The organism is Streptomyces sp. NPDC030222, from assembly GCF_055573115.1.
In genome coordinates this window covers 50,011-75,268 of the sequence record NZ_JBVICA010000012.1, presented here as the reverse complement: position 1 = coordinate 75,268, position 25,258 = coordinate 50,011, and the positions used below count along the sequence as shown (strand labels likewise).

Sequence of the window (25,258 nt, the reverse complement as noted above, 5' to 3'; positions counted from 1 at the left end):
CGGGCCGGGTTTCCCCATGACGAGTTCACAGCCGACACCGGCACCCCGTCCGGAGGGCACGGCGAAGGGCGCCGGGGGTGACGGAGCGGCCCCGGGCAGAGGCAGCTGGACGGCGCTCATCGTCATCGCGTCATGCCAGTTGATGGTGGTCCTCGACATCACCGTCGTGAACATCGCACTGCCGCACATCCAGTCGTCGCTGGGGTTCTCGACCACCGGTCTGTCCTGGGTGGTCAACGCGTACACCCTGACGTTCGGAGGGCTGCTGCTGCTCGGTGGCCGGGCTGGGGACATCCTGGGGCGGAAACGGGTCTTCATCGCGGGGGTGCTGCTCTTCACGCTGGCATCACTTCTGGGCGGTGTGGCGCACAGTTCGGGCCAGTTGCTGGCAGCGCGCTCGCTGCAGGGGGTGGGCGGCGCGATCGCGTCGCCCACGGCGCTCGCGCTGATCGCGACGACGTTCCGCGAGGGGCCGGCGCGCAACCGGGCGTTCGGGGTGTTCTCCGCCGTGTCCGCGGGCGGCGGCGCCATCGGATTGCTGACGGGCGGTGTGGTCGTCCAATGGCTGGACTGGCGCTGGGTCTTCTTCGTGAACGTCCCGATCGGCCTGCTGATCGCCTTCGCCGCGTCGCGGGTCCTCGAGGAGTCGGAGCGGCGCCCCGGGCACTTCGACCTGCTGGGGGCCCTCACCTGCACCCTCGGGATGGCGGCCCTGGTCTACGGCTTCATCCGGGCGGCCCAGGAGGGCTGGCGCGCCCCCGTGACGATCTGGTCGTTCCTGGTCGCCGCTCTCCTGCTGGCCGGTTTCGTCGCGCACGAACGGCGCTCCAGGCAACCCATCACTCCCCTGCGCATGTTCGCCGACCGCAACCGCGCAGGGACCTACGGCATCATGCTGAACCTCGCCGCGGCGATCTTCGGCATGTTCTTCTTCCTGACCCTCTTCGTGCAGAACGTCCTGGACTTCAGCCCGTTGCAGGCCGGGCTGGCGTTCCTGCCCGTCAGCGTGGTGATCGCGGTGAGCGCGGGGATCACCTCGCAGCTGCTTCCGAAGTTCGGGCCGAAGCCGTTCATGGTGACCGGAGCGCTCCTCGCCGCCTCCGGACTGTCCTGGCTGACCAGGACCGACGTCCATTCGACCTATGCGGGCAGCGTGCTCGGGCCGATGCTGCTCTTCAGCCTCGGAATGGGCATGGAGTTCGTCTCCCTGACGCTCATGGCGGTCTCGGGGGTGCCCGCCCACGAATCGGGGGCCGCGACGGGTCTACTCAGCACGACGCAGCAGGTGGGCGGCGCGCTCGGCCTGTCGATCCTGGTCACGGTGTTCGGCACCGCAGGCCGGCACGAGGCCGGGGAGCAGCTGCCGCGCTTCCTCGCGCAGGCGACACCCGCGGAGCTGTCGGTCTTCCGGCGCACCGGCCGGCTGCCGCCGCCCTGGGGTGACCGGATCCTCACCTCGGGGGTGTCCGCGGCGTTCGTCGCGGCCGCCGTGTTCGCGGGGATCGCCGCGGTCGTCGCCGTCCTGGCGATACAGGTGCGTTCGTCCGACCTGGAACGCCTTCAGGGATCAGCGAGTGCCGGTTCCGCACTGACCGGCGGGCCCGCCGGGCCCGCCGGGCCGGCAGTCGCGCCCACGGCGCCCCGGTCCACCGGCACCGGCACCGGCACCGGCACCGGCACCGGCAGGACGCGACCGGGCGGAAGGACAGACAGGGACGGAAGGACGGAAGGGCCGGCCGGTACGAGCGGTGGCGGCAGAGGCGGCATGGCCGGCGACACCGCCCGGCCCGGCGAGGGCACGGACGAAGGCGGGGCCGCCGAACCCGCCGAACCGGGCCGTGCGCACGGCGACCGCGGCTCCTGAGAGTCCACCCGCACTCCCTGAGCGGTCCGTGGACACCACGACCGACCGCTCTTCCGTTCGAGACCGAGCGACGCGTCGAACGGGACATCGAGTGCACCCCGGTGAAATTCACCTCTCCGCACCGTCACCGACCCGTGACGGAAAATCCACACCGACGACACTGCATCCAATTGCCGGGACATCTGCCCGGCTCGGACAAACTTGTCCGCCATCGAGAGCCGATACGCCGAATCCCGGTCGTACGGGCCCGCGCCCATGCGACCGGCCGAGTGTTCCTCAGCAATCGGACGCGGAGGTATCACCATGTCCTACAGCTGTGCCGACCACCGCCACGCACCGAAGCGCCGGCCGGTACGACGCCCCTCCTGGGCGTTCGCCCTGCTCTCCGCCCTGCTGGCGGCGGGAGCCATGTCGGTACCCGCGGCACCGGCCGGCGCCGCCACCCCGTACGGCGCCCTGGCACTGGCCGTCGCGGCGTCGAAGAAGGGCGCACCTTATGCCTACGGCGCGGCAGGGCCCGACCGCTTCGACTGTTCCGGCCTGATGCTGTACTCGTTCCGCAAGGCGGGAAAGAGACTTCCCCGCACGGCCAAGCAGCAGTACGAACACACACGGCCCGTCCAGCGCAGCCATCGACATCCGGGCGACCTGGTGTTCTTCCCCTCCGGCCATACCGTGCGACACGTCGGCATCTACGCCGGCCGGGGCCGGATGTGGCACGCCCCGCGCCCCGGCAGCCGGGTCCGGCTGGAACGCATCTGGACCCGCAACGTCCGCTATGGCCGGGCCATCTGACGCCTCGGCCGACGGAGCGGGGACGACGGAGTGGGGCCGACGGCACAGCACACCACACGGCTCCGGTCCGGCCCCATCGCCGTGCCGCACGGGCCGGCCACGCCACGCCCGCCGCGCCCCGCCCCGTCGCGAGCCGCGCCCGCAACGGGCGTCGGCGCTCCGGAGGATCGGCAGCACCGGTACGACGCATCACCCGCCGTCCGCCGATCGAGGAGACGCCGGCACACCCGGCTTCGAGCGCCGCGAGCCGGAGTCCCAAGTCCTCGTCGTGGCCTGCGGGTTGCCCGCGCCGTGCCGCGCCCCGAACGACGGGGAGCCCGGATCGCGACTGTCCAACTGCCCCTTCGGGGGCGCCGTGGTGGAGGGGCAGCCCGGCACGCAGCAGGGGTGGTACTGGTTTTGGCACGGTGACAGGGGCTCGCAGCGCCTACCCCACGCCCAGGGCGGGAGCCCTCGCAGCGTCAGGCTCGGGGGCGGGCCGCGCGGCGGCGCCCCGTGGCCGGCACAACGACCACGCTCCGCCCCGGCCACGGGTCGACTCCTGCACGGGTCGACTCCTGCAGGGCGGAACACGCCCGAAGCGGCGGCCGCTACATTGCCGGTGTGACGCAGGCAGTGAGCCGGACGCTCCGGCCCGTGCTCGTGACCAGGTCCCCGGTCGAGGTCCCCGGGGCCCAGGGGATCTCCACGCCCGGCGCCGGAGTCACGGGCCGACCGCCGCGGCGCGAGGGAGGTCCCGCCTGCCGGAACCGCGGACGGCCGAACCACGGGCGCCGCGCCGACCGCCGCGCTCTCCGTAGGGGTGGGCTTCCTTCCCGTATCGGGGGCAGCAGCCTGGCTCGGCACCGGCGCCGCCGTCACCGTGCTCGCCGCCACCGCCGCGGTGGTCCAGCCCCGGACCGGTCGCGCCCTGGACTCCGGCCGGCTCACCACCCGCACCGGGCTCACCACCGGGCTGCTCGTCACGGCCGGCGGACCCGCCTGCGCGATGCTGCCCGGAGCGGCCGGGGTGCTTGCCGCGGCTGCCGTCATCGGCACCGGCCTTGTCACCCCGCTCGGCTTCGCCGCCCCGGCGGCCGCCACTCCGCCGGAGCGCCTCGGCCGGACCATGGAGCGCCGCCGAAGTGGGCCGTGAGCTCGGCGACGCGGGAGGGCCCCTGCTCGTGGCCGGTGTGGCGGCCGCCGGCACCCTCACCCACGGCTACGCAGCGCTCGCCGTCCTCATCCCGGCCGGAACCCCGCTCGCCCTCGCCACCCGCCCACGCTCGGCCCGAGGGGCAGCCGAGCTGACGGCCGACGCACCCTTCCGGCCCATTTCGCCCTGATACACCCCGGGATCATCCGACATAGACCATTGGGTTAGGTTAGCCTGACTTAAGGATGATGAGGCTTACCTAACGACACCCCTTCAGGTGTCTGCGGCATGAGGAGTGAGAGCGTGGCCCCATCTCGCATGAGAGGCGTCGCGGCCCTGGCCGCCGGCGGACTGCTGCTCCTCGGCACGGCCGGATGCGGTGAGGACTCCGGCGGGAGCGAAGAGCAGGCGACAGCCGGCCCGGACAAGAGGATCACCCTGTACAGCGGGCGGAGCGAGGCCCTCGTCGAACCGGTGCTGGAGGACTTCGAGAAGGCCTCGGGCATCGAGGTCGACGTGCGCTACGGCGAGACCGCGCAGATGGCGGCCCAGCTGGCGGAGGAAGGCGGCCGGAGCCCGGCGGACGTCTTCCTCGCCCAGGACGCCGGGGCCCTGGGGGCCGTGGCGAAGCAGGGGCTGTTCGCCCGGCTGCCCGACGCGGTGCTGCAGAAGGTTCCCGAGACGTACCGTGCCCGGAACGGGGAGTGGACGGGGGTGACCGGGCGCGCCCGGGTGATGGTCTACAACTCCGGCATGGTTCCGGCGAAGGACCTGCCCGCGTCGGTGTTCGAACTGACCGACCCCTCGTGGAAGGGCAAGGTGGGCGTCGCACCGACCAACGGTTCGTTCCAGGCCTTCGTCACCGCGATGCGGGTCCAGTACGGCGACGAGCGGACACAGGACTTCCTCGACGGACTCAAGGCCAACGACGCTCAGATCAGGGAGGGGAACGCGCCGATCGTCGCCGACATCGACAAGGGCACGCTCGCCTCCGGCCTGGTCAACCACTACTACGTCTACGAACTGGCCAAGGAGAAGGGCACCGCCGTCGAGGACCTCACGGCCAGGAACCACTTCTTCCCGAACGGCGACATCGGCTCCCTCGTCAACGTCTCGGGGGTCGGCGTGCTGAAGAAGGCCGGCGGCGACGCCGACGCGCACGCCCTCGTGAACTACCTGCTGGGCACCGAGGCACAGACCTACTTCGCCGAGGAGACCTACGAATACCCGCTGGTGCCCGGCATCGCGACCGCGGCCGGACTGCCGCCGCTGTCCTCGCTCGACCCGCCGGACGTCAATCTCAACGACCTCGCCGATCTGGAGACGACGATCGAGATGATCAAGAAATCGGGGCTGGCCTGACCACTTCGCCGTCCATCGCCCTTCGCAGGGCGCGGGCGCTGGTACCCCGCCCGGCGCTGACGGCCGCTGCGTCACTCGCGGTCGGCGTGGCGCTCATTCCGCTGGCGTACCTCGCGGTGCGGGTCCGGGAAGCGGGCCGGGACCGGATCGCCGCCGAGCTGTTCACGGCCCGCACGGCGGAACTGACCCTGCGCAGCATCGCTCTGGCAGCCGTCGTCACCACCGCGTGCACCGTGCTCGGCGTGGCCTCCGCGTTCCTCGTCACCCGGACCGACCTGCCAGGACGCCGGATGTTCGGGGTCGCCGCCACGCTGCCGCTCGCGGTGCCCACCTATGTCGCCGGGTTCGCCTGGGTCTCCACGGTCAAGGGCTTCGAGGGCTTCTGGCCGGCCGCGCTGGTGCTGACGGTGTGCTCGTACCCGTACGTCCACCTCCCGGTCGCCGCCGCGCTGTCCGGCGCGGACCCGGCGCAGGAGGAGGTGGCGCGGTCACTGGGGCGCGGACCGTGGCGCACCTTCACCGGAGTGACCCTGCGTCAGGCCCGTCCCGCGGTCGCGGCCGGCGCCCTGCTCGTCGCGCTCTATGTGCTCTCCGACTTCGGTGCCGTCTCCATCGTGCGGGCGGACGTCCTCACCCGGGCCGTCTTCGCCTCGATCACCCTGGGCTTCGACCGCACCGGCGCCCTGGTCCTGGCCACCGTCCTCGTCGTGCTCAGCGCGGTCCTCCTCGTCGGCGAGCAGCTGACCCGGCGCCGCGGCGCACGGTACGCACGGCTCGGCAGCGGGGGCCGGCCGCCCGAACGGCTGCGGCTCGGCCGGCTGCGGTGGCCCGCGGTGCTGGCGCTGACCGGGACGGCCGCGCTCTCCCTCGGCGTCCCGGCCGCCGCGCTGCTGCGGTGGTTCGCCGAGGGCGTCTCGCGCCCGGGGTCGGCGGCCGGGATCGCCGCGGCGGCGCTCAACTCGCTGTGGGTCGCCCTCGCCGGTGCGGTGCTGACGATGCTGCTGGCCCTGCCCCTGGGCCTGCTCACCGCCCGCGCACCCGGCCCGGTTGCCGTCGTCCTGGACCGTCTGTCCTACGTGTCGCATGCGCTGCCGGGTCTCGTCATCGGCCTGTCGCTCGTCTTCTTCGGGATCAATGTGGCGACCGGGCTGTACCAGACCGTATGGCTGCTCGCCCTGGCGTACGCGGCGCTCTTCCTGCCCTTGGCGGTCGCGGCGGTCGGCGGCGCCGCGGTGCAGGCCCCACCGGGCCTGGAGGAAGTGGCCCGGTCCCTCGGCCGCCGTCGGTCGTACGTCCTGCGGACGGTCACCGTCCCGCTGGCCGCACCCGGCATCGGCGCCGGGCTGGTCCTGGTGTTCCTCACCTGCATGAAGGAACTCCCCGCCACCCTGCTGTTGCGGCCGACGGGGATGGACACCCTCGCCACCGAGCTGTGGACGCGCACCTCGGTGTCCGCCTACGCGGCCGCAGCGCCCTGTGCGGCACTGCTGGTGCTCATGTCCGCCGTCCCCGCCTGGTGGCTGTCGGCGCGCACCGGTGTCCTCGGCCAGGAAGGGCGCTGACATGGCGGAGCTACGCGTCTCCGGGCTGCACAAGACCTTCGGGCCGGTGCCGGCGCTGCGCGGTGTGGAACTCGCCGTGCGCTCCGGGGCGCTGATGGCGGTGCTCGGCCCCTCCGGATGCGGCAAGACCACGCTGCTGCGCTGTGTGGCCGGGTTCGACTCCCCCGACGCCGGGGACATCCGGGTCAACGGGCGCCGGGTCGCAGGACCGGGGTCCGGACTGCCTCCCGAGCGGCGGCGGATCGCGGTCGTCCCCCAGGAGGGGGCGCTCTTCCCGCACCTGCCGGTCCGCGGCAACGTCGCGTACGGACTGGACAGGACGGCCAGGCAGGCCGGACGGGTCGCCGCGGTGCTGGAGCTGGTTGGACTCGCCGGCTTCGAGGACCGCATGCCGCACCATCTCTCCGGCGGTCAGCAGCAGCGCGTGGCGGTCGCCCGGGCCCTCGCCCCGCGCCCGCCGGTCGTGCTGCTCGACGAGCCGTTCAGCGCCCTCGACGCGGCGCTCCGCGCGGAGCTGCGTCAGGACGTCCGCAGCGCCCTGCGCGCGGACGGCGCCACGGCCGTCCTGGTGACCCACGACCAGGCGGAGGCCCTGTCGGTCGCCGACGAGGTCGCCGTGATGCGGGACGGGCGGATCGTGCAGAGCGGACCGCCGGACATCGTGTACGGCGCGCCCGCGGACCCGTGGGTGGCCGGATTCGTCGGCGAGGCCGTCTGGCTGGACGCTGTGGTGGAGGACGGTCTCGCCCTCACCCGGCTGGGCACGGTACCGGTCGTCACGGCCGACGGCGCGGTCCCGGCCGGCCCGGGGCCGGTGATGCTGCGGCCCGAGCAGATCGAGGTGGTCCCGCCGGGTGTGCCGAGGACGGTCGAGGCGAGGGTGGTGCGCCGCGACTTCCAGGGGCACGACGCCCTGCTGGCGCTGTTGCTGCCCGACGGGACGCCGGTGACCGCCCGGATCTTCGACCCGGTGGCGGTCCCCTACGTGCCCGGGGCGGAGGTCGGCCTACGGGTGCGCGGCCGCGCCCGGGTCTTCCGGCCCACCGCCGGAGCCGCTCCCAGGACGCCCTGACGGACTCCCGGCCGCACCCGGTCGGGCCGCGGTGGCCGGGCAGGCGCTCGGAGGTCCGGCACTACGGGCAGGGGGGTGCGCCGCGCGCGGGGCAGGACCGTCACGGGCCGAGCGAGTGGCGGGTGCGGGCCGGCGACGGTCGGGCGGCGGTCCGGCCGAATGTCCCAGTGGCCGGTCGTGCCCCGTGGGCGTGCACCGTGGTCGTGCCCCGTGCCCCGTGCCCCGTGCCCATGGTGCCGGACCCCGAGCACCGTCGTACACCGTGCCACGTACCACGTGCCCCGAGAGCCGGTCCGGTCGTACGCCTCGCCCCGGGAGCGTACGCCCCAGCCCGTCGTCGTACCCCTGGTCTGTCGAGCGCCCCCCGACCGTCAGGTGGTCCCTTCGGCGGGAAGCTCCAGGTGGAGCTCGTAGCCACCGTCGGCCGTCGGACCGGAGGTGACGGTACCGCCGAGGAGCGCGGCGCGCTGGCTCAGGCCGACGAGGCCGTAGTGCGCGCTGGGCAGCGGTACCGCGGGCCGGGTCGGTGCGGTGTTGCTGACCGTGACGCGGACGGCCCCGCCCTCGTGGTGCACGCGGACGCTCGCGGTGGCTCCGGGGGCGTGCTTGCGCACATTGGTGAGTGCTTCCTGGACGGTGCGGTAGACGGCGCGCTGGACGGTCGGCGGAAGCCCGTCGGGCAGGTCCGTGACGAGCTCGGCCTCGATGCCGCTGCCGGCGACCAGCCGCCGGAGGTCGGCCAGCGAGGGCTGCGGGGTCAGCTCCGTGGGGCGGCCCCCGGAGCCGCGCAGGACGGTGACCATGTGGCGCAGTTCGTCCAGGGTCTGCACGCTCAGCCGCCGGATCGTGGCCGCGGCCTCCTTGACCCCGGCGTCCTCCGTGCCGACCTGGAGAGCCCCGGCGCGGACCGCGATCAGGCTGACCTGGTGGGAGACCACGTCGTGCATCTCCCGTGCGAGTTGTGCGCGTTCCTTGGCCAGCACCGCCTGGGCGGTCAGCAGCTGTTCGTGGTCCCGTGCCTCGGAGATCTCGGCGAGCCGCATCGAAAGGTCGCGCCGGGTCTGGACGAGCTGGCCCAGGAAGACGGGAGCGGCCGCCGTCGCGGCGGTGTAGCCCAGGGCGATCAAGGTCGAGGTGTCCAGCACGTCGAAGCCGGGTGACGGCCAGGAACTCACGTCGCTGATCGTGAACGCGCCGACGCAGAAGGCCAGCAGGACGCGGCGACGCGTGAGCGAACCCAGCGTGTACAGCGCGGCCAGCGCGGCGAACACGGCGTCGGAGAAGAGCACGGAGGGAAGGGTGAGCAGGAAGGTGACCAGGGGCAGACGGCGGCGCAGCAGGAGGGCGAGCGCGCCGGCGAGGGCGCAGGCCAGACGGAACGGTTCCTCGGCGCTGACGTTGACCCAGACGTCGAACAGCGAGACCGCGACGAGGAGGACGTCGAGCAGCGGGGCGCGTATGCGGCGGGGGATCATCCCTGCTCCTGTTCCCGCGGTGGCCTGAGCAGGCCGGCCCGTTCGGCGAGCAGGGCGGCCTGGACGCGGCCGCCCACATCCAGCTTGGTCAGGATGGCGCTCACATGGTCCTTGACCGTTCCGGTGCTCAGATGCATCCGTTTGGCGATGTCGGCGTTGGAAAGACCCTCGGCGATCAGCACGAGGACGGCGCGCTCCCGGTCGGTCAGCCGGTCGAGGCCGGCGACGGCCGGCTCCGTGGACGAACCGGCGCCCAGATAACCGTCCACGACCGTCCGGGTGACCTTGGACGACAACACGGTGCCGCCCTCGGCGAGCGTGCGCACGAGGAACGGCAGCTCCTCGGGATCGGTGTCCTTCAACAGGAAGCCCGAGGCGCCCGATCGCAGTGCCGTCGCCACGTACTCGTCCATGTCGAAGGTGGTGAGCATGGCCACCACCGGTGGGCGCGGCAACCGGCGGAGACCGGCCAGGACGCTGAGTCCGTCCACGTCGGGCATGCGGATGTCCAGCAGGACGACGTCGGGCTCCGTCTCCCGGGCCGTGCGGATCGCCTGGCCACCGGGCACCGCCGCCACGACCTCGATCCCGTCCGCGGCGTCGAGGATGTGCTGGAAGCCCGTACGGATCAGGGCCTCGTCGTCGACCACCAGTACCCGTATCACGCGTGCTCCACTCTCCATCGGACCACTGTCCGATTCGTACCACGTCGAGGGAATCCGTGCCGGTGGCAGGCCGGTCGCGGCCGGATGGCGGGCCATGGCAGCCGGTCGGCGGGGGGTTTCCGGAAACCTGCCGGATGGCTGGCGCGGCCGGGTACGCAGACCCTGGAGCAATGACGCGCGAGCCACTGCCGGCCGTGCCGTCCCCGGCGTCGTCCACGGACGAGTCCCCGTTCCGGTCGTCGCCGACGGGCCGGCTGATCGGCCTGGACCTCGCCCGCGGTCTCGCCATCCTGGGCATGTTCGCGGCGCACGTGGGCCCCGAGCCGTCGGTGGGCGGCCCACTCGGCTGGCTGATGGAGGTGGCCCGCGGCAGGTCCTCCGCGTTGTTCGCCGTGCTGGCCGGCTTCACCCTGGTCCTGCTGACCGGCCGGCCCCGGCCGCGGACCGGGCGCGTGGGACGGCAGGCCGTGGGCAGGGTGCTGATCCGCTCCGCGGTACTGATCGCCCTGGGGTACGCGCTGACCGCGCTGGACACCCCCGTCGACGTGATCCTCTCCTTCTACGGTCTGCTCTTCGTGCTGGCACTCCCGCTGTACCGGCTGCGCGCACGCACCCTGGCCGCCATCGCCGCGTCGACCGCACTGGTCATGCCCGTGGTCCTGTACCTGCTGCGGGCGGCAGTGGACGGCGGAAGCTGGGCCGACTCGCTCGTGGCGCACGATCCGCTGGCCAGGCTCACCGGGTCGGACGGGCTCCTCGAACTGTTTGTGACCGGGGAGTACCCGGTGCTGACGTGGCTGCCCTTCATCGTCGCCGGCATGGCCGTGGCGAAGCTCGACCTCACCCGGCCCCGGGTGCTCGCCGGGCTGGCGCTTTCCGGGGTGGCGCTGACGGTGCTGGGCTACGGGGGGTCATGGGTGGCACTGCACGTGGTGCCGGGCACTCAGGCGGCGGTGTCCGCGGCCACGGAGGGCGGGCCTGCCGCGTCGGCCTGGTGGTCCGACGCCGTCGGGGACGAGCCCGTCACCGGGGTCCCCCAGTGGCTGCTCGTGGCGGCCCCGCACAGCCAGACGACGGGGTCCGTCGTGGGCAACACCGGTGTCGCCCTAGCGGTCCTGGCGGTCTGCCTCATCGCCATGGACCGTTCCGCACGCCTGCAGTGGGCGGCCGCGCCGGTCATCGCCATCGGATCCGTGTCCCTGACCGCGTACGTCGGCCACATCATCGCCATCAGGGCGCTGGGCACCGACGACATGCCGGACTCGGCCGCCCTGCCGGTCCTCCTCGGCTTCACCGCGGTCGCCATGCTGCTGGCCCTCGCCTGGACCAGGCGGTTCCGGCGAGGACCGCTGGAGTACGTACTGCACGCCGCCACCACACCCGCCCGCCTGATCAACTGACGACCTCGGGGTGCTGGACGGCGGCCATTCACCGCGTCACAACTGCTCCACGGAGGCACGCCGTTCGGGCAGAATCGACGTCGAGCACGCGACATGCCGGCACCGACCAGGGGGAGCCCATGACCGTCACCGTTGCCCGGCCGCCCGGACCGGCGGGGCTGCCGCTTCTCGGTTCGATGCTCGACCTCAAGCGGGACTCGCTGGGGACGTTCCTGAACGCGCACCGGGAGCACGGCGACGTCGTCCGGATCACCGCCGGGCCTCCGGGGTTGCGCGCGGAGCTCTACGCGGTGTTCTCCGCCGAGGGCGCACAGCAGGTGCTCGCGACGGACTCGGCCAACTTCCGCAAGGACAACGCGTTCTACCAGGAGGTACGGGAATCCTTCGGCAACGGTCTGCTGACCAGCCAGGACGCCGATTACCTGCGGCAGCGGCGGCTGGTCCAGCCGCTCTTCACCCGTCGCCGGGTCGACGGCTACGCTGCCGCGGTCACCGCCGAGACCGCCGCGATGACGGCGGCCTGGCGCCGGCGGCCCGACGACACCGTGGACGTGGTCGTCGAGACGACCGCCCTGACCCTTCGCGCGGTGGCCCGCATCCTCTTCGGCACCGATGTCGACACCGCCGTCGACGTCGTGACGCGCTGCTTCCCGGTCATCGGTGACTTCACCCTGCGGCGCGGCTACTCCCCGGCAAACGTCCCCCGCCACTGGCCCACCCCCGCCAACCGCCGTGCGGCGGCGGCCACCCGGGAGCTGTACACGGTGTGCGACGCCATCATCGAGAAGCGGCGTGCGGCGGACGACGGTCCGCTCGTGTCCGGCGACGATCTGCTCTCCCTCCTGGCGCGGGCGGAGAACGCCGAGGACGGCAGCCTGGACGCGTCCGAGATCCGCGACCAGGTGCTGGTCTTCCTGCTCGCCGGGCACGAGACGACCGCGACCTCGCTCGCCTTCGCCCTGCATCTGCTGGCGCGTCACCCCGAGGAGCAGGAGCGGGCCCGGGACGAGGTGGTCCGGGTCCTCTCGGGCCGTACACCGGTGGCGGCCGACCTGGACGCCCTGCCCCGGCTGACCAAGGTGCTCAAGGAGGCCATGCGCCTCTATCCGGCCGGGCCGGTCATCGGCCGACGGGCCGTCGCGGCGACGACGGTCGGCGGCCACCGCATCCCGGCCGGCGCCGATGTGGTCGTGGCTCCCTGGGTGACCCACCGCCATCCCCGGTACTGGGACGACCCGGAACGGTTCGATCCGGAGCGCTTCGCGCCCGAGCGTGAGAAGGAGCGCCCGCGCTACGCGTGGTTCCCCTTCGGAGGCGGCCCGCGGGCCTGCATCGGCCAGCACTTCTCGATGCTCGAATCGGTACTGGCCCTGGCGATGGTGCTGCAGGCGTACGAACTGCGCGCCGTCGACCGGGACGTCCCGGTCGACACGGGCATCACCCTGCGCGCGGCCGGGCCCGCCCGCTGCCGGCTGCGCGCACTGGACGGATAGGCGGACCGCCGGCGTACGGGCGGGCAGCCGCTCGGCGGATTTGACGCTGCAACTGCGGTCGGTGGTGTCGGCGGCCCGCGCCGGGAACCGCGACGAGGTCCTCACCCGGTTTTCCCTGGATGACCTGTAGGTATACGCGGGATTCATATCGGCCCGTATACGGGCGCTTACGGTCTGCTCATGCGACCGACCATCGAACAGGCCGCGTCCCGCCGCGCGTTACCCGCGGCGGGTGACTGGCGGCCCCAGCGCGGAACGGCACCCTGATCCGCGCCAACGAGGACTGGCTCCCGGACGGCGGCATCGACCGCGTGAAGTCCCCGGACTCAGCCCGGGAGTTCGTCCCCGGATGGTGGCATGGGCCCGGTCGGGTGCACATTGGAGTGGTAACGCAGGAGGTGGGCGCCATGCAGACGATCGTCGGATGGCACATCGAGCTGGAATTCCAGGAAGACGGCACCCGCACCAAGGCGGCGGCGATGGTACGTCTCAAGGACGGCACGGAGATGCGGGCGCACGGACACGCCAAGCGGCACCCGGACGACACGGAACAACAAAGGGTCGGCGAGGAGATCGCCGCCGCCCGTGCGCTCAATGAACTGTCCAGGGCCTTGATGAAGAAGGCGGGCGGAGAGATCGAGGAGGTCACGCACATGCCGGCCCATCTGATGATGTGAGTCCGGCTGATGATGTGAGTACGGGAACGGTGTGAGCCCGAGCCGCCACCGGCCGGGCGTTACCCCTGGCCGTGCCCGTCGCGGACACGGCCGGGTGGTGCGCCCGGCCGCCGTGGCGCGGCCCTCGCCGTGCGGGAACGGCGCCGGGAAGGCAGCCTTGAGCATCGTACGGACGGCGCCGTCCGTACGGAGGAGGGTGGTGCGACGGAGGAGGGTGGTGCACCGTGGCCGAGCGGGCCGCCGGTACCGCCCTGGGCGCGGGGCAGGGCCACCATCCGATGCTGTCGCTGGCACTCGCGCGGATGATGGACGACGTCCGTGCGCACTCCGGCGCGGTCTATCTGCTGGAACCGGGTCAGCCCGTCCTGGTGATGGCCGTCATGGCCGGTCTGCCCCGGTCGTTCGCCGCGCCCTGGGAACGGATCGGCAGGTCCGCACCGATCCCGGTCGCCGACGCGCTGCGCGAGCGGCGGCTGGTCTGGGTGAGCGGCGAGGAGGAGATGGCCCGCCGCTATCCGCGCGTCGCCGTGGTCCTGCCCTATCCGTTCGCGCTCGCTGCGCTGCCGGTCGCCACGGAGCACGCACCGTACGGCGCGGTGTTCCTCACCTGGCCGGGTTCCCGGCCCGCAGAACCTTCCGAGTCGGAGCGGCTGCGCCTCACCACGGCCTGCGAGCGGCTCGCGGCGCGGCTGGAGCGGGCGGCACGGGCCGGTCATCCGGTGCTGCCCGAACCCGATCTGATCGCCCCCGCCGAGTCCGCCGGCGTATCCAGTGCCGTGGAGGCCGTCCGGATGGTCACCCGGCTGCCGGACGGACTGTGCGCCCTGGACCTGCACGGCAGGGTGACCTACGTCAATCCGGCCGCCGCGGAGCTCCTCGGCGTGCCCGGACGGCGGCTCACCGGCACCCAGCCGTGGACCGTGCTCCGCTGGCTGAACGACCCGGTCTACGAGGACCGGTACCGCGGGGCGCTGATGAGCGGGCGGGAGACGTCGTTCGTGGCCCTGCGGCCGCCAGCGAAGTGGCTCCGCTTCCGGCTCCATCCGAGCAGCACGGGCATCACGGTACGGATCAGTCCCGCGCGGACGGCGCCGGAACAGTCCGGCCGTGCCCGGGCTCCGCGGCCGCCGTCCCGTCTGGTGACGATCTCCCATGTGCTCGATCTGGCCGGTGCCCTCACCGAGGCGGTGGGGGTCGACGACGTCATCGAGCGGGTCGCGGACCAGATCATGCCGGCCGTCGGCAGCCAGGCGCTGGTGATGATGGCCTCCGAGTCCGGCCGGCTGCGCGTCCTCGGGCACCGGGGCCACGCCGATCCGTCGCTGGTCGCCCGGTTCGACGGCACTCCGGTGCGCACCTCGGCGCCGGCCGCCCATGTCCTGGCCACCGGAGTGCCGACGTTCCTGGAGTCGCGCGAGCAGCTGGAACGGATCTACCCGGCGCACGGGGGAATCGCCGACGGCATGCGCGCCTGGGCGTTCCTGCCGCTGGTCGCCTCGGGACGTCCGGTCGGCATCTGCGTGCTCGGCTTCACCGAGGAGCACGCCTTCTCCGCGGACGAGCGGGCAGTGCTGACCAGCCTCGGCGGGCTGATCGCGCAGGCGCTGGAACGTGCCCGGCTGTACGACGCCAAGCACCGCCTCGCGCACGGCCTGCAGGCCGCGCTGCTGCCCCACACCCTGCCGGTGCTGCCCGGGATCGAGGTGGCGGCGCGCTATCTGCCGGGGACTCAGGGCATGGACATCGGCGGGGACTTCTACGACCTGATCCGCGTCGGTGACTGCGCCACCGCCGTCATCGGCGACGTGCAGGGCCACAATGTGACGGCCGCCGGGCTGATGGGCCAGGTCCGGACGGCGGTGCGCGCGTACACCACGGTCGGCCAGTCGCCCGGCGAGATCATGGCGAGCACCAACCGGCTGCTGATCGAGCTGGACGCCGAGCTCTTCGCGAGCTGTCTCTACGTCCGGCTGGACCTGGGGCGCCGCACGGCGTGCATGGCGCGTGCCGGGCATCCGTACCCGCTGCTGCGCGAACCTGACGGGCGCGTGCGCGTCCTGGACGTCGAAGGGGGACCCCTGCTGGGTGTCGATCCGGCCGCGGAGTATCCGGTCACGGAGATCCCGCTGGTCCCCGGCACGGTGCTCGGGCTCTACACCGACGGTCTCGTCGAGTCTCCGGGCACGGACCTGGAGGCGGCGCTGGCGGCGCTCGCGGCGCATCTGGCGCGGGCGGGCGATGCGCCGCTCGAGGTCATGGCCGACGGCCTGATCCGGCACAGCGAGCAGAGCCACCAGCGGGACGACGACGTGGCACTGATGCTGCTGCGCTGCCGGTGAGGGCAGCTGCGGGGTCGCGTAAGGTGCCGCCCGTGATCGGGAACGGAATTCCGCGCAGGGAACTGCTGCTGCGCAGGGGCCTCGCACCGGCGGAGGTGGTGCGTGCCCACCACGAGGCGCTGCACGTGGTCCGCGGGAGCATCGCGACGGCACTTGTCGACGCCTTCAGCGACGAGCGGTGGCCCGACGGCATCGTCCCGCTGGAGCGCAGGGCGCGGGAGCTGGCGGAGGAGGCGTTCCTCGCCGGCCGGCGCGGCCGCAGGCGGGGTGACGGCGGCATGGGCATCGATCTCGACGTGCGTGACGACGAACAGTTCGCGGTCCTCGTGGGGCTGGCACCGCACACGATCCATGCCGAGGCGTGGCAGGACGGGCAGCTAGTCTTCTCGGCGAGCGACTCCGGCACGGCTCTGTTCGTGGCGGTCACGGCGGAGGAGGAGCGCCTGCTCGCGCAGCGTCTGGAGGCGGCCGGGCTCCCGCTCGACGCCTTCGTACCATGTCCACCGCCCGGCCGACGCGGCATGTGGGCCCGATGGCGCTCCGCGGTCACGTGATCCACGGGCGTGATCAAAGGAGAAGCCCCGGCTGGACGGGGGGTGCCGGCCGGGGCAGTCAGTGGCGGGCGTTGCCCGACATTGATGAACGATAAATCATCGAGCGCTTTTGCGCCATGCCCCGCGCCGATGGCGCAAATCATCGCTTCTCCGCGCCCGGGCCGGACCGGTGACTGACTCCCAGATCGCAGCACGTTGGCGAGAACCTCTCCCTGGGGCCGGTGGTGGCCGGTCCCCTGCAGGGGATCCACAGGACCGCCTCGCGGAACCGTCGGTAGACGGCGACGGGCCGCTGCCGCCACGATGACGAACGGCGAACGGCGAACGGCGAACGGCGAACGGAGAACGGCGAACGGAGAACGGCGAACGGAGAACGGCGGGCGATCGGCAAAAGGGGCAGACTCGTCTGCATGCCCCTCCTCGTAGGAACCTCGGGATGGCAGTACAAGGACTGGCGCGGCGAGCTGTACCCCGCGGACTGCCCGCAGCGGCTGTGGCTGGAGGAATACGCCCGCCATTTCGGGACCTGCGAGAACAACAACGCCTTCTACCGGCTGCCGGAGAGCACCACATTCGCCGCCTGGCGGGAGCGGACGCCCGAGGGATTCGTCATGGCCGTGAAGGCCAGCCGCTATCTCACCCACATCAAGCGGCTGCACGATCCCGAGGAACCGGTGCAGCGGCTGATGGGCCGTGCCGAGGCGCTGGGACCGCGACTGGGCCCGGTACTGCTCCAGCTGCCGCCGACGCTCCACGCCGACCCGGAGTCGCTCGACGCTGCCCTGCGCTGCTTCCCCCCGCACGTCCGGGTGGCCGTCGAGCCACGCCATGGCTCCTGGTGGACGGGCGAGACAGAAGCGGTCCTGCGGGAGCGCGGGGCAGCCCTGTGCTGGGCGGACCGCGACTCCCGGCCGGTCACCCCGCTCTGGCGGACCGCCGACTGGGGCTACGTGCGGTTGCACGGCGGCCGCGCCGCACCCTGGCCCCGTTACGGCCGTACGGCGCTCCGCAGCTGGGCGGAACGCATCACGGACGCCTGGCCCGACCGGGCCGACGTGCACGTGTACTTCAACAACGACCTGGGCGGGGCCGCGGTGCACGACGCAGCCGCGTTCGCCCGTGCCGCAACGGCCCTGGGCCGGACGACGGGTCGCACACCGGGCCGCGAGGACGTCCACCTGGGATGAAGGGCGGCGGTGCGACCGGCGTGTCCGGTGCGTCCGGGTGAACACCGCCGTCGCCGCCCGGCCGGGGCGGCAGGTCACGGGTACGTCTCGGGTATCCCTCTCCGGAAAGGTGACAAGCGATGGCGGACAACGAACTCGGCGACCTGCTCGGCCGGCTGCTGGGCGGCGAGCAGAGCGGCGGGGTGGGGAAACTGCTGGCGTCCCTGCTCGCCACGATCGGTGACAGCGGCCAGGGCGGCGGCAATCCGCTCCAGGGGCTGATCGCCGAGCTGAACGACGCCGGGCTCGGCGCGAAGACCCGCTCCTGGGTGGAGTCGGGCGCCAACGAACCGGTCAGCGGTCCGGAAATCGCGCAGGCACTGCCGTACCAGACCCTCGACGAGGTCGCCGAGCAGGCGGGCGTCACCCCGGAGCAGGCCGCGGACCGGCTCGCCGACGCGCTCCCGGTTGCGGTGGACCGTCTCACCCCCGGCGGTGAGCTTCCGCCGGGCTCCCTGGAGGACATCATCCGCCGGCAGACCTGACACACCGCCGGGAGGCCGTCCCGCGGGGGGACGTCACCACGCGGGAGCGCACGGTCGTCAGGGCTCCGAAGCTGCGGCCGGTTCCGGTGACAGGGGCTGTTCCGTGGCCGGGGAGCCCGATCGCGGGGACGCCGTCGCCGGGGACTCCGGCGAGGCCGGCGAGACCGGAGCCGACTCCGGTGCCGGGGATCCGGAGGCCGGCGGCTCCGAGGGCGGGGACTGCGGCGCGGTGGGTTCGGAGGCGGGCGCTTCCGTCGTCGGGGATCCCGGCCCCGACGGCTCGGACGGGGGCCGCACCGGTGCCACGTCGCGCGAGGCCGGCGGGCAGGAGTCCGGTGAGACCTTCGATCCGGGAGGCGGACAGGAGGTGCGGGACGGGGTGGCCGGTGACTCCGCCGCTGGTTCCGGTGGCTCGGTCGGCCTGTCGTCCGCGACATCGTCGCCGCGCTCACGGGCGATCCAGCCGTCGTGCTCGGCGTCGTAGATCACGAAGACGTCGACCGGCCGCGCGGCGGGGGCCACGACGACGACGTTCTGCGGCCGGTACGACGGCCACGCCGTGCCGACCGGCTCGGGCGACGTCTGCTGCGCCACCGGTGGCGTGAGCGGATTGCCGCAGGCGCAGCGGACCCGGGGCACGCCCCGGTCGTCGACGAGGACGGCCGTGCCGGCTTGGAGGACCGCCTGGTAGGCGGTGGCACGACCGTCGCGGAAGCCGTGGTTGGTGACGCGGGTGTCCTCCCTGAGCAGGACCGGAGTCATGGCGCGCAGGCGGCCGGGAACGGCCGCGGGTGCCATGCCCAGCACGGAGGCGAAGGCATGCTTCCTGGCCGGGGCCGCGGCCAGGAAGCGGATCTGCTCCTCCACGTCGCAGGCCGCGACGTGCCGGGTGCCGCCGTACAGACCGGGAGCCGTACCGGGCACGCTACGGATGACGTCGGCCGTGGGAGGCGGCGCGCCGGGTCCGGTCGGGGCCGGGGACGCGGGCACCGCCCCGGTGGCGGTGGACTCGGTGAACGGGTCCGGGCCGGTGGCGCCGGCCGCCTGGAGGAACACCTCGCCGCGGGCGCCCGGGCCGCCGCCCGGGCGGGTGAGGACGACGACCAGGGCGACCACTGCGACGACCGCCGCGCCGACGGCCGCGATCCGCGGTACGGACCGCCACCAGGGCTCGTGCGGCCCGCCGCCCCCGGCGCCGGCATCGCCGGGCTCACCCGGTCCGGATCCGCCCGGTCCGCCGGGCCTGCCCGCGCGCCCGCCGGACTCGCGCCCCCCGCCGCCGGCGCCCGGCGGCCCCGCAGCCGGGGGCGGACCACCGGCTGCGGTGCCGGAGGGCCGCCCGGAGAGGGGGCCGGAGGGGGGACCCGCGGGGTGCCTGGACGGCGGGTGGGAACTCACTGGCCCTTCTTCCCGTGTCGAGTCTTCCCGTGTCGGGCAGACCTTCCGATTCGAGCAGACCTTCCGATTCGAGCAGAAGGGCCGGGTGTCGTCCGGTCCGGGCGGCCGGCCTCCGGGCGATCAGCCCTTTCCTCGTATGTCTGCGCATGCCTGTCCGCTTCCGCGCTCATTGTGTCGTCGGCACCCGTACGGCCCGCAAGCCGACGCGGTCGGCTCCTCCCGGCGGGCGGGGGCAGGGCCCGCTGCTTACGGTGGCGGGGTGACTGAACACGGGTCCGCCTCCGCCGTCTCGCGGGCCGCGCGCGCCTGGCTCGACGCCCTGGTCGTGGTGCTGGCCGGGCTGGTCGCCATGGTCGTCACCGCGGCCCTCGGACTGTGGGCGGCCGGCGCGACGGATCTGCCCGGAGGAGCGTTCCCCCGGGTCGTCGCGGCGGTCGTCGTGACGGCGGTCGGCGGGTCCGTGGAGCTGTCCGGCGAGGCCGGGGTGTTCGCCGAGACCGATGCCGCGTTCGACGTCATCCCGCTGTCGGTGAGCCTCGCCGGGGCCCTGGCGGTCGCCGCGGCCTTCCTCAGGCCGTTGCGGTACCGCGCCGTGACGGGTACCGGTGAGCTGCTGGGCCGGGTCGCCCGGACCGCGCTGCTGTGGATCCTCGTCCTCCTCGTGCTCGCCGTCGTCGCCCGGCACACGTTCGGCATCGACCTCGGGAACGAGACCGCGGACATCATCACCGACATCCTGGACGCCGCTCCCACGGTCGCCTTCGCGGCCGACGTCGGAGTGACCGTCGTCTTCGGACTGCTGTGGCTGCTGGGTGTGCTGGTGCTGGCGCTGCTCGTGTCACGCCGTGCGCCGCTCCCCGTGCGGCTCGTCCGGTACCAGGAGCCGGTGCGGCCGGCAGCGCACGCGATGGTGCTGCTCCTGCTCACGTACGTCGTGCTCGGGGTACTCACGGCCCTGGTGGTGGCGGGCACCCGCGGTCGTCCTGCCGAGACGTTCGCCGTGATCCTGCTGGGTCTGCCCAATGTCGTCTGGCTGGCGTTCGGGCTCGGGCTGGGCGGCGTCTGGGAGGGCAAGGTGGAGACACCGCTCGGGCTGCCGATGCCGGGGGTACTGGACAAGGTGCTGAGGGGCTCGGAGGTCAGGACGCTCAGTATGGGGACCCTCGCCGAGCACGACGCCAGGGTGTGGTGGCTGGCGGTCGTGGCGGGGGTGGTGCTGCTCGCCGCGGCGTTCGTCATGGCCGTCCACTCGTCCGCCCGGACACGGCCCTGGCAGCACGCCCTGCATCTGGGCGTCGCGCTGGTGCTGACCATGCTGATGATCTGCCTCACCACCCGGATCTCCGCCCGGCTCGGCCTCTCCCTGCTCGGGATCGGGGACGTGAGCGGGCTGGGTGGTGAGGTGCTGCTGCGGCCGCGGTGGTGGACCAATCTCGGATTCGCCCTGCTCTGGGGGCTGATCGCGGGCTTCCTGGGCGGTCTGCTGGCCCGGCCGGTGCACCGGCGCGGCCAGGTCGGCGCGGACACCGCCCCGCCCGCCCCTACGGTCCCGCCGGAACCGCCCAGTCCGCCCGGACCGTAGGGACCACCCGGCCCGCCGGACCGTCGCGGGACGCCACGTAGCCAGGACTCCGTCGGGAACCCCGCCTCCGCCGGACCGTTCACCGGCCGTCCCACCGGTGCCGCGGCGCGGGGAACACGGGCAGTGCCCAGCGGGGAGGCGGCGGGGGCGCCCCCGGCTCACCGATGACCGGTGTCGCCGTGACGACCAGGGTGGGCGGATGCCCCTCGTCCTCCGCCCCGGGGGCATCCGGGGCCGCCGCACCGGCGACCCGGAGCGCGGACACGAACTGCAGGCAGGTGTCGTACCGCTCGTCGGGGGACTTGGCGAGCGCCTTCGCGAGGACGCCGTCCAGCGCCCGCGGGAGGTCCGGCCGCAGACTGCTGAGTACGGGCGGCGGATCGTACTGGTGGGCCCAGAGCAGGGCCATGTCGTCGTCACGGCGGAACGGCGGCGCCCCGGCCAGCATCTCGTGGACCACACAGCCCAGGCTGTAGACGTCGCACCGGCCGTCGACCGGCCGGCCCGAGATCTGCTCGGGGGCCACGTAGTCGAGCGTGCCGACGAACTGTCCGACGCTGGTGAATCCGGTGAGGGACAGCGACTTCTTCGTCAGCCCGAAGTCGGTGAGGTACACGTGCTCGGGGTGGTCGCTGTCGGTGCCCTCCGCGACGAGGATGTTCCCCGGCTTCACGTCCCGGTGGACCAGGTCGTGGGCGTGGGCCGCGTCCAGCGCGGACGCCACCTGGGCGGCGATCCGGCCCGCCGCGTCGACGGGGAGCGGTCCCTCTCGGTCCAGCAGGGCCCGCAGGTCGCACCCGGCGACGTAGCGCATGGCGATGTACAGCAGGCCTTCCGTCTCGCCGGCCTCGAACACCGGCACGATGTGCGGATGGTCGATGGCGGCGGCGACCCGGGACTCGTGGGCGAAGCGCTGCCGGAAGACATCGTTTCGGGAGAGCTGCGGCGCCAGCAGCTTCAGCGCGACGGTGCGGTCCAGACGCAGGTCCCTGGCACGGTAGACGACGGCCATGCCGCCGCGGCCGAGCTCGCTCTCCACCTGGTATCCGGCGATGCGCCGCCCGATCAGGTCGGATGGCCGTCCGAAGGGCGTCTGCGCGGCGTCGTCGCCGTTCACGTACGGTCACCCGTCGGCGGGACGATCCGGGTCGGTTCCGGTGCGGGCGTTACCGGCGGCCGGTCCGGCCCCGGCGGCGGGTCCTCCGGTGCCCCGTGCGCCGCCGAGGGCCCGGCGGACACGGCGTACGTGGTGAAGCCCATCCCGTCCGCGTACACCCAGCGATCGTGATCGGGGTCGTACAGCCACACGGCGTCCCCGTCGACGACGACGCCGACCCGCAGGTCCCGGACGCGGCGGCGGAAGGTCTCGGGGTCCGTCCTGCCGGAGGCCAGCTCCTCCGCGGCCTGCCGGTAGCGGTCCAGGGTGCCGGCGGCACGGCCGAGCAGCGGCCGCGGATCCGCGGCCCTGGCGGGCGGCCGGCCCGCGACGGGCGGCTCGGCCGGCACGGGCACCAGCAGCCGGCCGTCGACCCACGCCGACCAGCCGTTGGAGCACAGGACCCGGCCCCAGTCGCCGCGCCGTTCCGTCAGCTGCACCGGGAGGAAGGGGTCGAGCGGTTCGGTGGGGCGTGAGGTGTCGGGGGTCTCCCATGTCGGGAGTCCCTCCCGGGGGACGACATGGGTGGGTACGAACTCGGGGTCGAGAGGGCCGGGGGTCACCATGGGCCGCCCCTATTTCCGCATGATCGCGGGTTCATGGCGCCTCAGGAGCCGGGCGACGAGGAACCCGAAGACCGCGGAGAGCACGACGAGCATCGCCAGGTCGATCAGCCATACGTCCACCTCGTGTGCGAACAGCGGGTCGGCCGCGAGCTCCCCCGGCACGATCCTCGACAGTCCGATGGTTCCGGCCATGGCACCGAGCGCCCACCGGGACGGCACCAGCCAGGAGAGCTGTTCCAGGCCGGGCACTCCGTCGAGGCGCAGCAGCGCGCCGCAGAACACCACCTGGACGATGGCGAGGAGTACCAGCAAGGGCATGGTGACCTCCTCCTTGCGCACCAGGGCGGAGACCACGAGCCCCAGCATCATCGCGGTGAAGGAGAGCAGCGCCACGGAGAGGGCGATCTCCGCGAGCGGCGGCAGCAGGACTCCTCTCCCGTTCGGCGCGTTGGTGTCGACTCCGGCGAGCCCGACCAGGGTGAGGACCACGGCCTGCACCACGGTGATGGTGCCGAGCACCACCACCTTGGACATCAGATAGGCGGAGCGCGACAGCCCCACGGCGCGTTCGCGCTGGTAGATGACCCGTTCTTTGACGAGCTCGCGGACCGCGTTGGCGGCGCCGGTGAGCACCCCGCCCACGCAGAGGATCAGCAGGACGTTCATCGCGCTCTCACGGGTCAGTTCGCCGCCGGCCAGTGCACGGGCCATGGCACCCATCACGAACGGCAGGGCGATCATGATGACGAGGAAGGTGCGGTCAGCGGCGAGGGCGGCCGCGTACCGGCGGACGAGGGTCACCAGCTGCGCGCCCCAGCTCTGGGGCTTCGGCGGCGGGACGACGGCGGCGTTCTCCTCTTCGGGGTGCGGTATCCGGGGCTGCGTGGTGGCGCCCTCGATGTACCGGGCGTGGTACGCGGACTTCCGGTACTGCGCGGCCCAGTCCCGCGCGCGGTCGTTCTCGAAGGCCTCGAACGCCTCGGGCCACTCCGCGAAGCCGAAGAACGGCAGGGTGTCCTCGGGTGGTCCGTAGTAGGCGATGCGTCCGCCGGGGGCGAGGACCAGCAGCCGGTCGCAGACGTCCAGGCTGAGCACGCTGTGGGTGACGACGATGACCGTGCGGCCGTCGTCTGCGAGCCCGCGCAGCATGTGCATCACGGAGCGGTCCATGCCCGGGTCGAGCCCGGAGGTCGGTTCGTCGAGGAACAGCAGGGACGGCTTGGTGAGGAGTTCCAGCGCGACGCTGACCCGCTTGCGCTGGCCGCCGGAGAGGCTGTGGATGGGCAGGTCGGCGCGCTCCTGGAGGCCGAGTTCACGGATCACCTCGTCGACCCGTGCCCGGCGCTCCTCCTTGGCCGTGTCCTCGGGGAAGCGGAGGCGGGCGGCGTAGCCGAGCGCGCGGCGCACGGTGAGCTGGAGGTGCAGGATGTCGTCCTGCGGCACCAGCCCGATGCGCTGGCGCAGCTCGGCGTAGTCGCGGTAGAGGTCGCGGCCGTCGTAGACGACGGTGCCATGTTCGGCGGGACGCAGCCCGGTGAGCGCGTTCAGGAGGGTGGACTTGCCGGCGCCGCTGGGCCCGATCACGGCGAGCAGGCACTTCTCGCCGACAGGGAAGGAGATGTGGTCGAGCAGCGTCCTGCGGCCGCCGTCGACGGTCACGGTGAGGTCCTGGACGTCGAGTGAGACCTCGCCGCTGTCGACGTACTCCTGCAGCTGGTCGCCGACCAGGCAGAACGCGGAGTGGCCGATGCCGATGATGTCCCCGGACACCACCGGGGCGCGGGTGACCGGCCGGCCGTTGAGGTACGTGCCGTTGTGGCTCCCCAGGTCCGCGATCTCGTAGCTGCCGTCAGGGCGGACGTCGAGTTCCGCGTGCCGGCGGGAGACGACCAGGTCGTCTATGACGAGGTCGTTGTCCGGGGCACGGCCGATGCGGACGGTCCGGGTGGGGAGCGGCCTGACGGTCGTCGGCCGGCGGAAGGTGCCGGTGGCCGCGGGTGCGGAGACCTCGGAGGGCCGTGCGGCCGTGGCGGGTGGCGGCGGGGGCGGCGGTTCATGGCCGACGAACCGTGCACGGGGGCCTTCGGAGGGGTGTCCGAAGGAGATGACGCTGCCGGGGCCGACACCCCAGGCGTCGATGCGCCGGCCGTCCGCGTAGGTGCCGTTGGTGCTTCCCTCGTCCTCCAGCGTCCAGTGGTCGGCGTCGGCCCGCAGCAAGGCGTGGTGCCAGGAGACCCTGGCGTCGCTGAGGACGATGTCGCTGGAGGGGTCACGGCCGATGTGGTAGATCCGGCCCGGGCTCATCACCGTGGAGTCCTCGCCGGTTTCCAGGACGAGTTCGGGCGCGGTGGGGTGCTGTGGCCGCTCTCCCATGCCTGGATCTTATCGATGTATCCCGGTGTGCGCCTGATGTCATCGGTTCCGCGGAACTGCCGCGAACCTCGGTCCGGTA

Annotated in this window: 21 protein-coding genes; 15 read left to right on the top strand and 6 right to left on the bottom strand. The window is 73.1% G+C overall.

The annotated features are described in order from the left end of the window. Positions 1-16: 16 nt before the first annotated feature. The 7 genes from ACZ4Z5_RS18880 (at position 17) to ACZ4Z5_RS18850 (ending at position 7,790) form a co-directional block, all read left to right on the top strand. Positions 17-1,864 (top strand): MFS transporter, encoded by a 1,848-nt coding sequence (locus ACZ4Z5_RS18880; protein ID WP_468264012.1) that lies wholly within the window; start codon positions 17-19, stop codon positions 1,862-1,864. A gap of 303 nt (positions 1,865-2,167) precedes the next feature. Next, positions 2,168-2,659, top strand: a complete 492-nt coding sequence (locus ACZ4Z5_RS18875) for a C40 family peptidase (RefSeq protein WP_468264009.1) — start codon at positions 2,168-2,170, stop codon at positions 2,657-2,659. A gap of 802 nt (positions 2,660-3,461) precedes the next feature. Continuing rightward, the gene (locus ACZ4Z5_RS18870) at positions 3,462-3,794 is read left to right on the top strand and encodes a hypothetical protein (protein ID WP_468264006.1); all 333 of its coding nucleotides are present in this window, start codon (positions 3,462-3,464) and stop codon (positions 3,792-3,794) included. After that, positions 3,784-3,984: a hypothetical protein gene (locus ACZ4Z5_RS18865; protein WP_468264004.1), complete on the top strand. Its 201-nt coding sequence runs from the start codon at positions 3,784-3,786 to the stop codon at positions 3,982-3,984. The genes ACZ4Z5_RS18870 and ACZ4Z5_RS18865 overlap by 11 nt, the downstream gene beginning before the upstream one ends. A 113-nt stretch (positions 3,985-4,097) precedes the next feature. Further along, entirely contained in the window at positions 4,098-5,156 is a 1,059-nt protein-coding gene (locus tag ACZ4Z5_RS18860; protein WP_468264001.1) for an iron ABC transporter substrate-binding protein, read from the top strand. Between the two features lie 86 nt (positions 5,157-5,242). After that, positions 5,243-6,718, top strand: a complete 1,476-nt coding sequence (locus ACZ4Z5_RS18855; protein WP_468263998.1) for an ABC transporter permease — start codon at positions 5,243-5,245, stop codon at positions 6,716-6,718. Between the two features lies 1 nt (position 6,719). Beyond that, positions 6,720-7,790 carry an ABC transporter ATP-binding protein gene (locus ACZ4Z5_RS18850; RefSeq protein ID WP_468263995.1) on the top strand — a complete coding sequence of 357 codons (1,071 nt, stop codon included), beginning with the start codon at positions 6,720-6,722 and terminating at the stop codon, positions 7,788-7,790. Between the two features lie 371 nt (positions 7,791-8,161). On the opposite strand, the gene ACZ4Z5_RS18845 is transcribed toward ACZ4Z5_RS18850, so the two are convergent. Further along, complete coding sequence (locus ACZ4Z5_RS18845) at positions 8,162-9,265, bottom strand: sensor histidine kinase (RefSeq protein ID WP_468263992.1); 1,104 nt, start codon at positions 9,263-9,265, stop codon at positions 8,162-8,164. Further along, positions 9,262-9,930, bottom strand: coding sequence for a response regulator (locus ACZ4Z5_RS18840; RefSeq protein WP_468264347.1), 669 nt, complete (start codon positions 9,928-9,930; stop codon positions 9,262-9,264). Before ACZ4Z5_RS18840 ends, ACZ4Z5_RS18845 begins: the two co-directional genes overlap by 4 nt. Positions 9,931-10,100: 170 nt before the next feature. On the opposite strand from ACZ4Z5_RS18840, the gene ACZ4Z5_RS18835 reads away from it, so the two are divergent. From ACZ4Z5_RS18835 to ACZ4Z5_RS18805, 7 genes are all read left to right on the top strand, one after another. Further along, positions 10,101-11,330, top strand: a complete 1,230-nt coding sequence (locus ACZ4Z5_RS18835; RefSeq protein WP_468263990.1) for a DUF418 domain-containing protein — start codon at positions 10,101-10,103, stop codon at positions 11,328-11,330. 119 nt (positions 11,331-11,449) lie between these two features. Beyond that, complete coding sequence (locus ACZ4Z5_RS18830; protein ID WP_468263987.1) at positions 11,450-12,823, top strand: cytochrome P450; 1,374 nt, start codon at positions 11,450-11,452, stop codon at positions 12,821-12,823. Between the two features lie 407 nt (positions 12,824-13,230). Further along, positions 13,231-13,500, top strand: a complete 270-nt coding sequence (locus ACZ4Z5_RS18825) for a DUF1876 domain-containing protein (RefSeq protein WP_468263984.1) — start codon at positions 13,231-13,233, stop codon at positions 13,498-13,500. A 278-nt stretch (positions 13,501-13,778) separates the two neighbouring features. Next, on the top strand, positions 13,779-15,839 hold the full coding sequence (locus ACZ4Z5_RS18820) for a PP2C family protein-serine/threonine phosphatase (protein ID WP_468264345.1): 2,061 nt from the start codon (positions 13,779-13,781) through the stop codon (positions 15,837-15,839). A gap of 32 nt (positions 15,840-15,871) precedes the next feature. Continuing rightward, positions 15,872-16,393 (top strand): hypothetical protein, encoded by a 522-nt coding sequence (locus tag ACZ4Z5_RS18815; RefSeq protein ID WP_468263981.1) that lies wholly within the window; start codon positions 15,872-15,874, stop codon positions 16,391-16,393. Positions 16,394-16,803: 410 nt separating this feature from the next. Beyond that, positions 16,804-17,580 carry a DUF72 domain-containing protein gene (locus ACZ4Z5_RS18810; RefSeq protein ID WP_468263978.1) on the top strand — a complete coding sequence of 259 codons (777 nt, stop codon included), beginning with the start codon at positions 16,804-16,806 and terminating at the stop codon, positions 17,578-17,580. Positions 17,581-17,699: 119 nt separating this feature from the next. After that, a complete protein-coding gene (locus ACZ4Z5_RS18805) occupies positions 17,700-18,104 on the top strand; it encodes a YidB family protein (protein ID WP_468263976.1) in 405 nt (134 codons plus the stop codon). A 57-nt stretch (positions 18,105-18,161) separates the two neighbouring features. Here the strand turns inward: ACZ4Z5_RS18805 and ACZ4Z5_RS18800 are convergent, their stop codons facing one another. Continuing rightward, positions 18,162-19,502 (bottom strand): DUF6777 domain-containing protein, encoded by a 1,341-nt coding sequence (locus ACZ4Z5_RS18800; RefSeq protein WP_468263974.1) that lies wholly within the window; start codon positions 19,500-19,502, stop codon positions 18,162-18,164. Between the two features lie 349 nt (positions 19,503-19,851). Between ACZ4Z5_RS18800 and ACZ4Z5_RS18795 the strand changes: the two genes are divergently transcribed. Continuing rightward, on the top strand, positions 19,852-21,084 hold the full coding sequence (locus ACZ4Z5_RS18795) for a streptophobe family protein (protein WP_468264343.1): 1,233 nt from the start codon (positions 19,852-19,854) through the stop codon (positions 21,082-21,084). A gap of 79 nt (positions 21,085-21,163) precedes the next feature. Here the strand turns inward: ACZ4Z5_RS18795 and ACZ4Z5_RS18790 are convergent, their stop codons facing one another. The 3 genes from ACZ4Z5_RS18790 to ACZ4Z5_RS18780 are packed head-to-tail and all read right to left on the bottom strand — an operon-like array spanning position 21,164 to position 25,179. Then, entirely contained in the window at positions 21,164-22,201 is a 1,038-nt protein-coding gene (locus ACZ4Z5_RS18790; protein WP_468263972.1) for a serine/threonine-protein kinase, read from the bottom strand. Beyond that, complete coding sequence (locus ACZ4Z5_RS18785) at positions 22,198-22,806, bottom strand: hypothetical protein (RefSeq protein ID WP_468263969.1); 609 nt, start codon at positions 22,804-22,806, stop codon at positions 22,198-22,200. Before ACZ4Z5_RS18785 ends, ACZ4Z5_RS18790 begins: the two co-directional genes overlap by 4 nt. Before the next feature lie 9 nt (positions 22,807-22,815). Then, positions 22,816-25,179, bottom strand: a complete 2,364-nt coding sequence (locus ACZ4Z5_RS18780) for an ABC transporter ATP-binding protein/permease (protein ID WP_468263967.1) — start codon at positions 25,177-25,179, stop codon at positions 22,816-22,818. Positions 25,180-25,258: the final 79 nt, after the last annotated feature.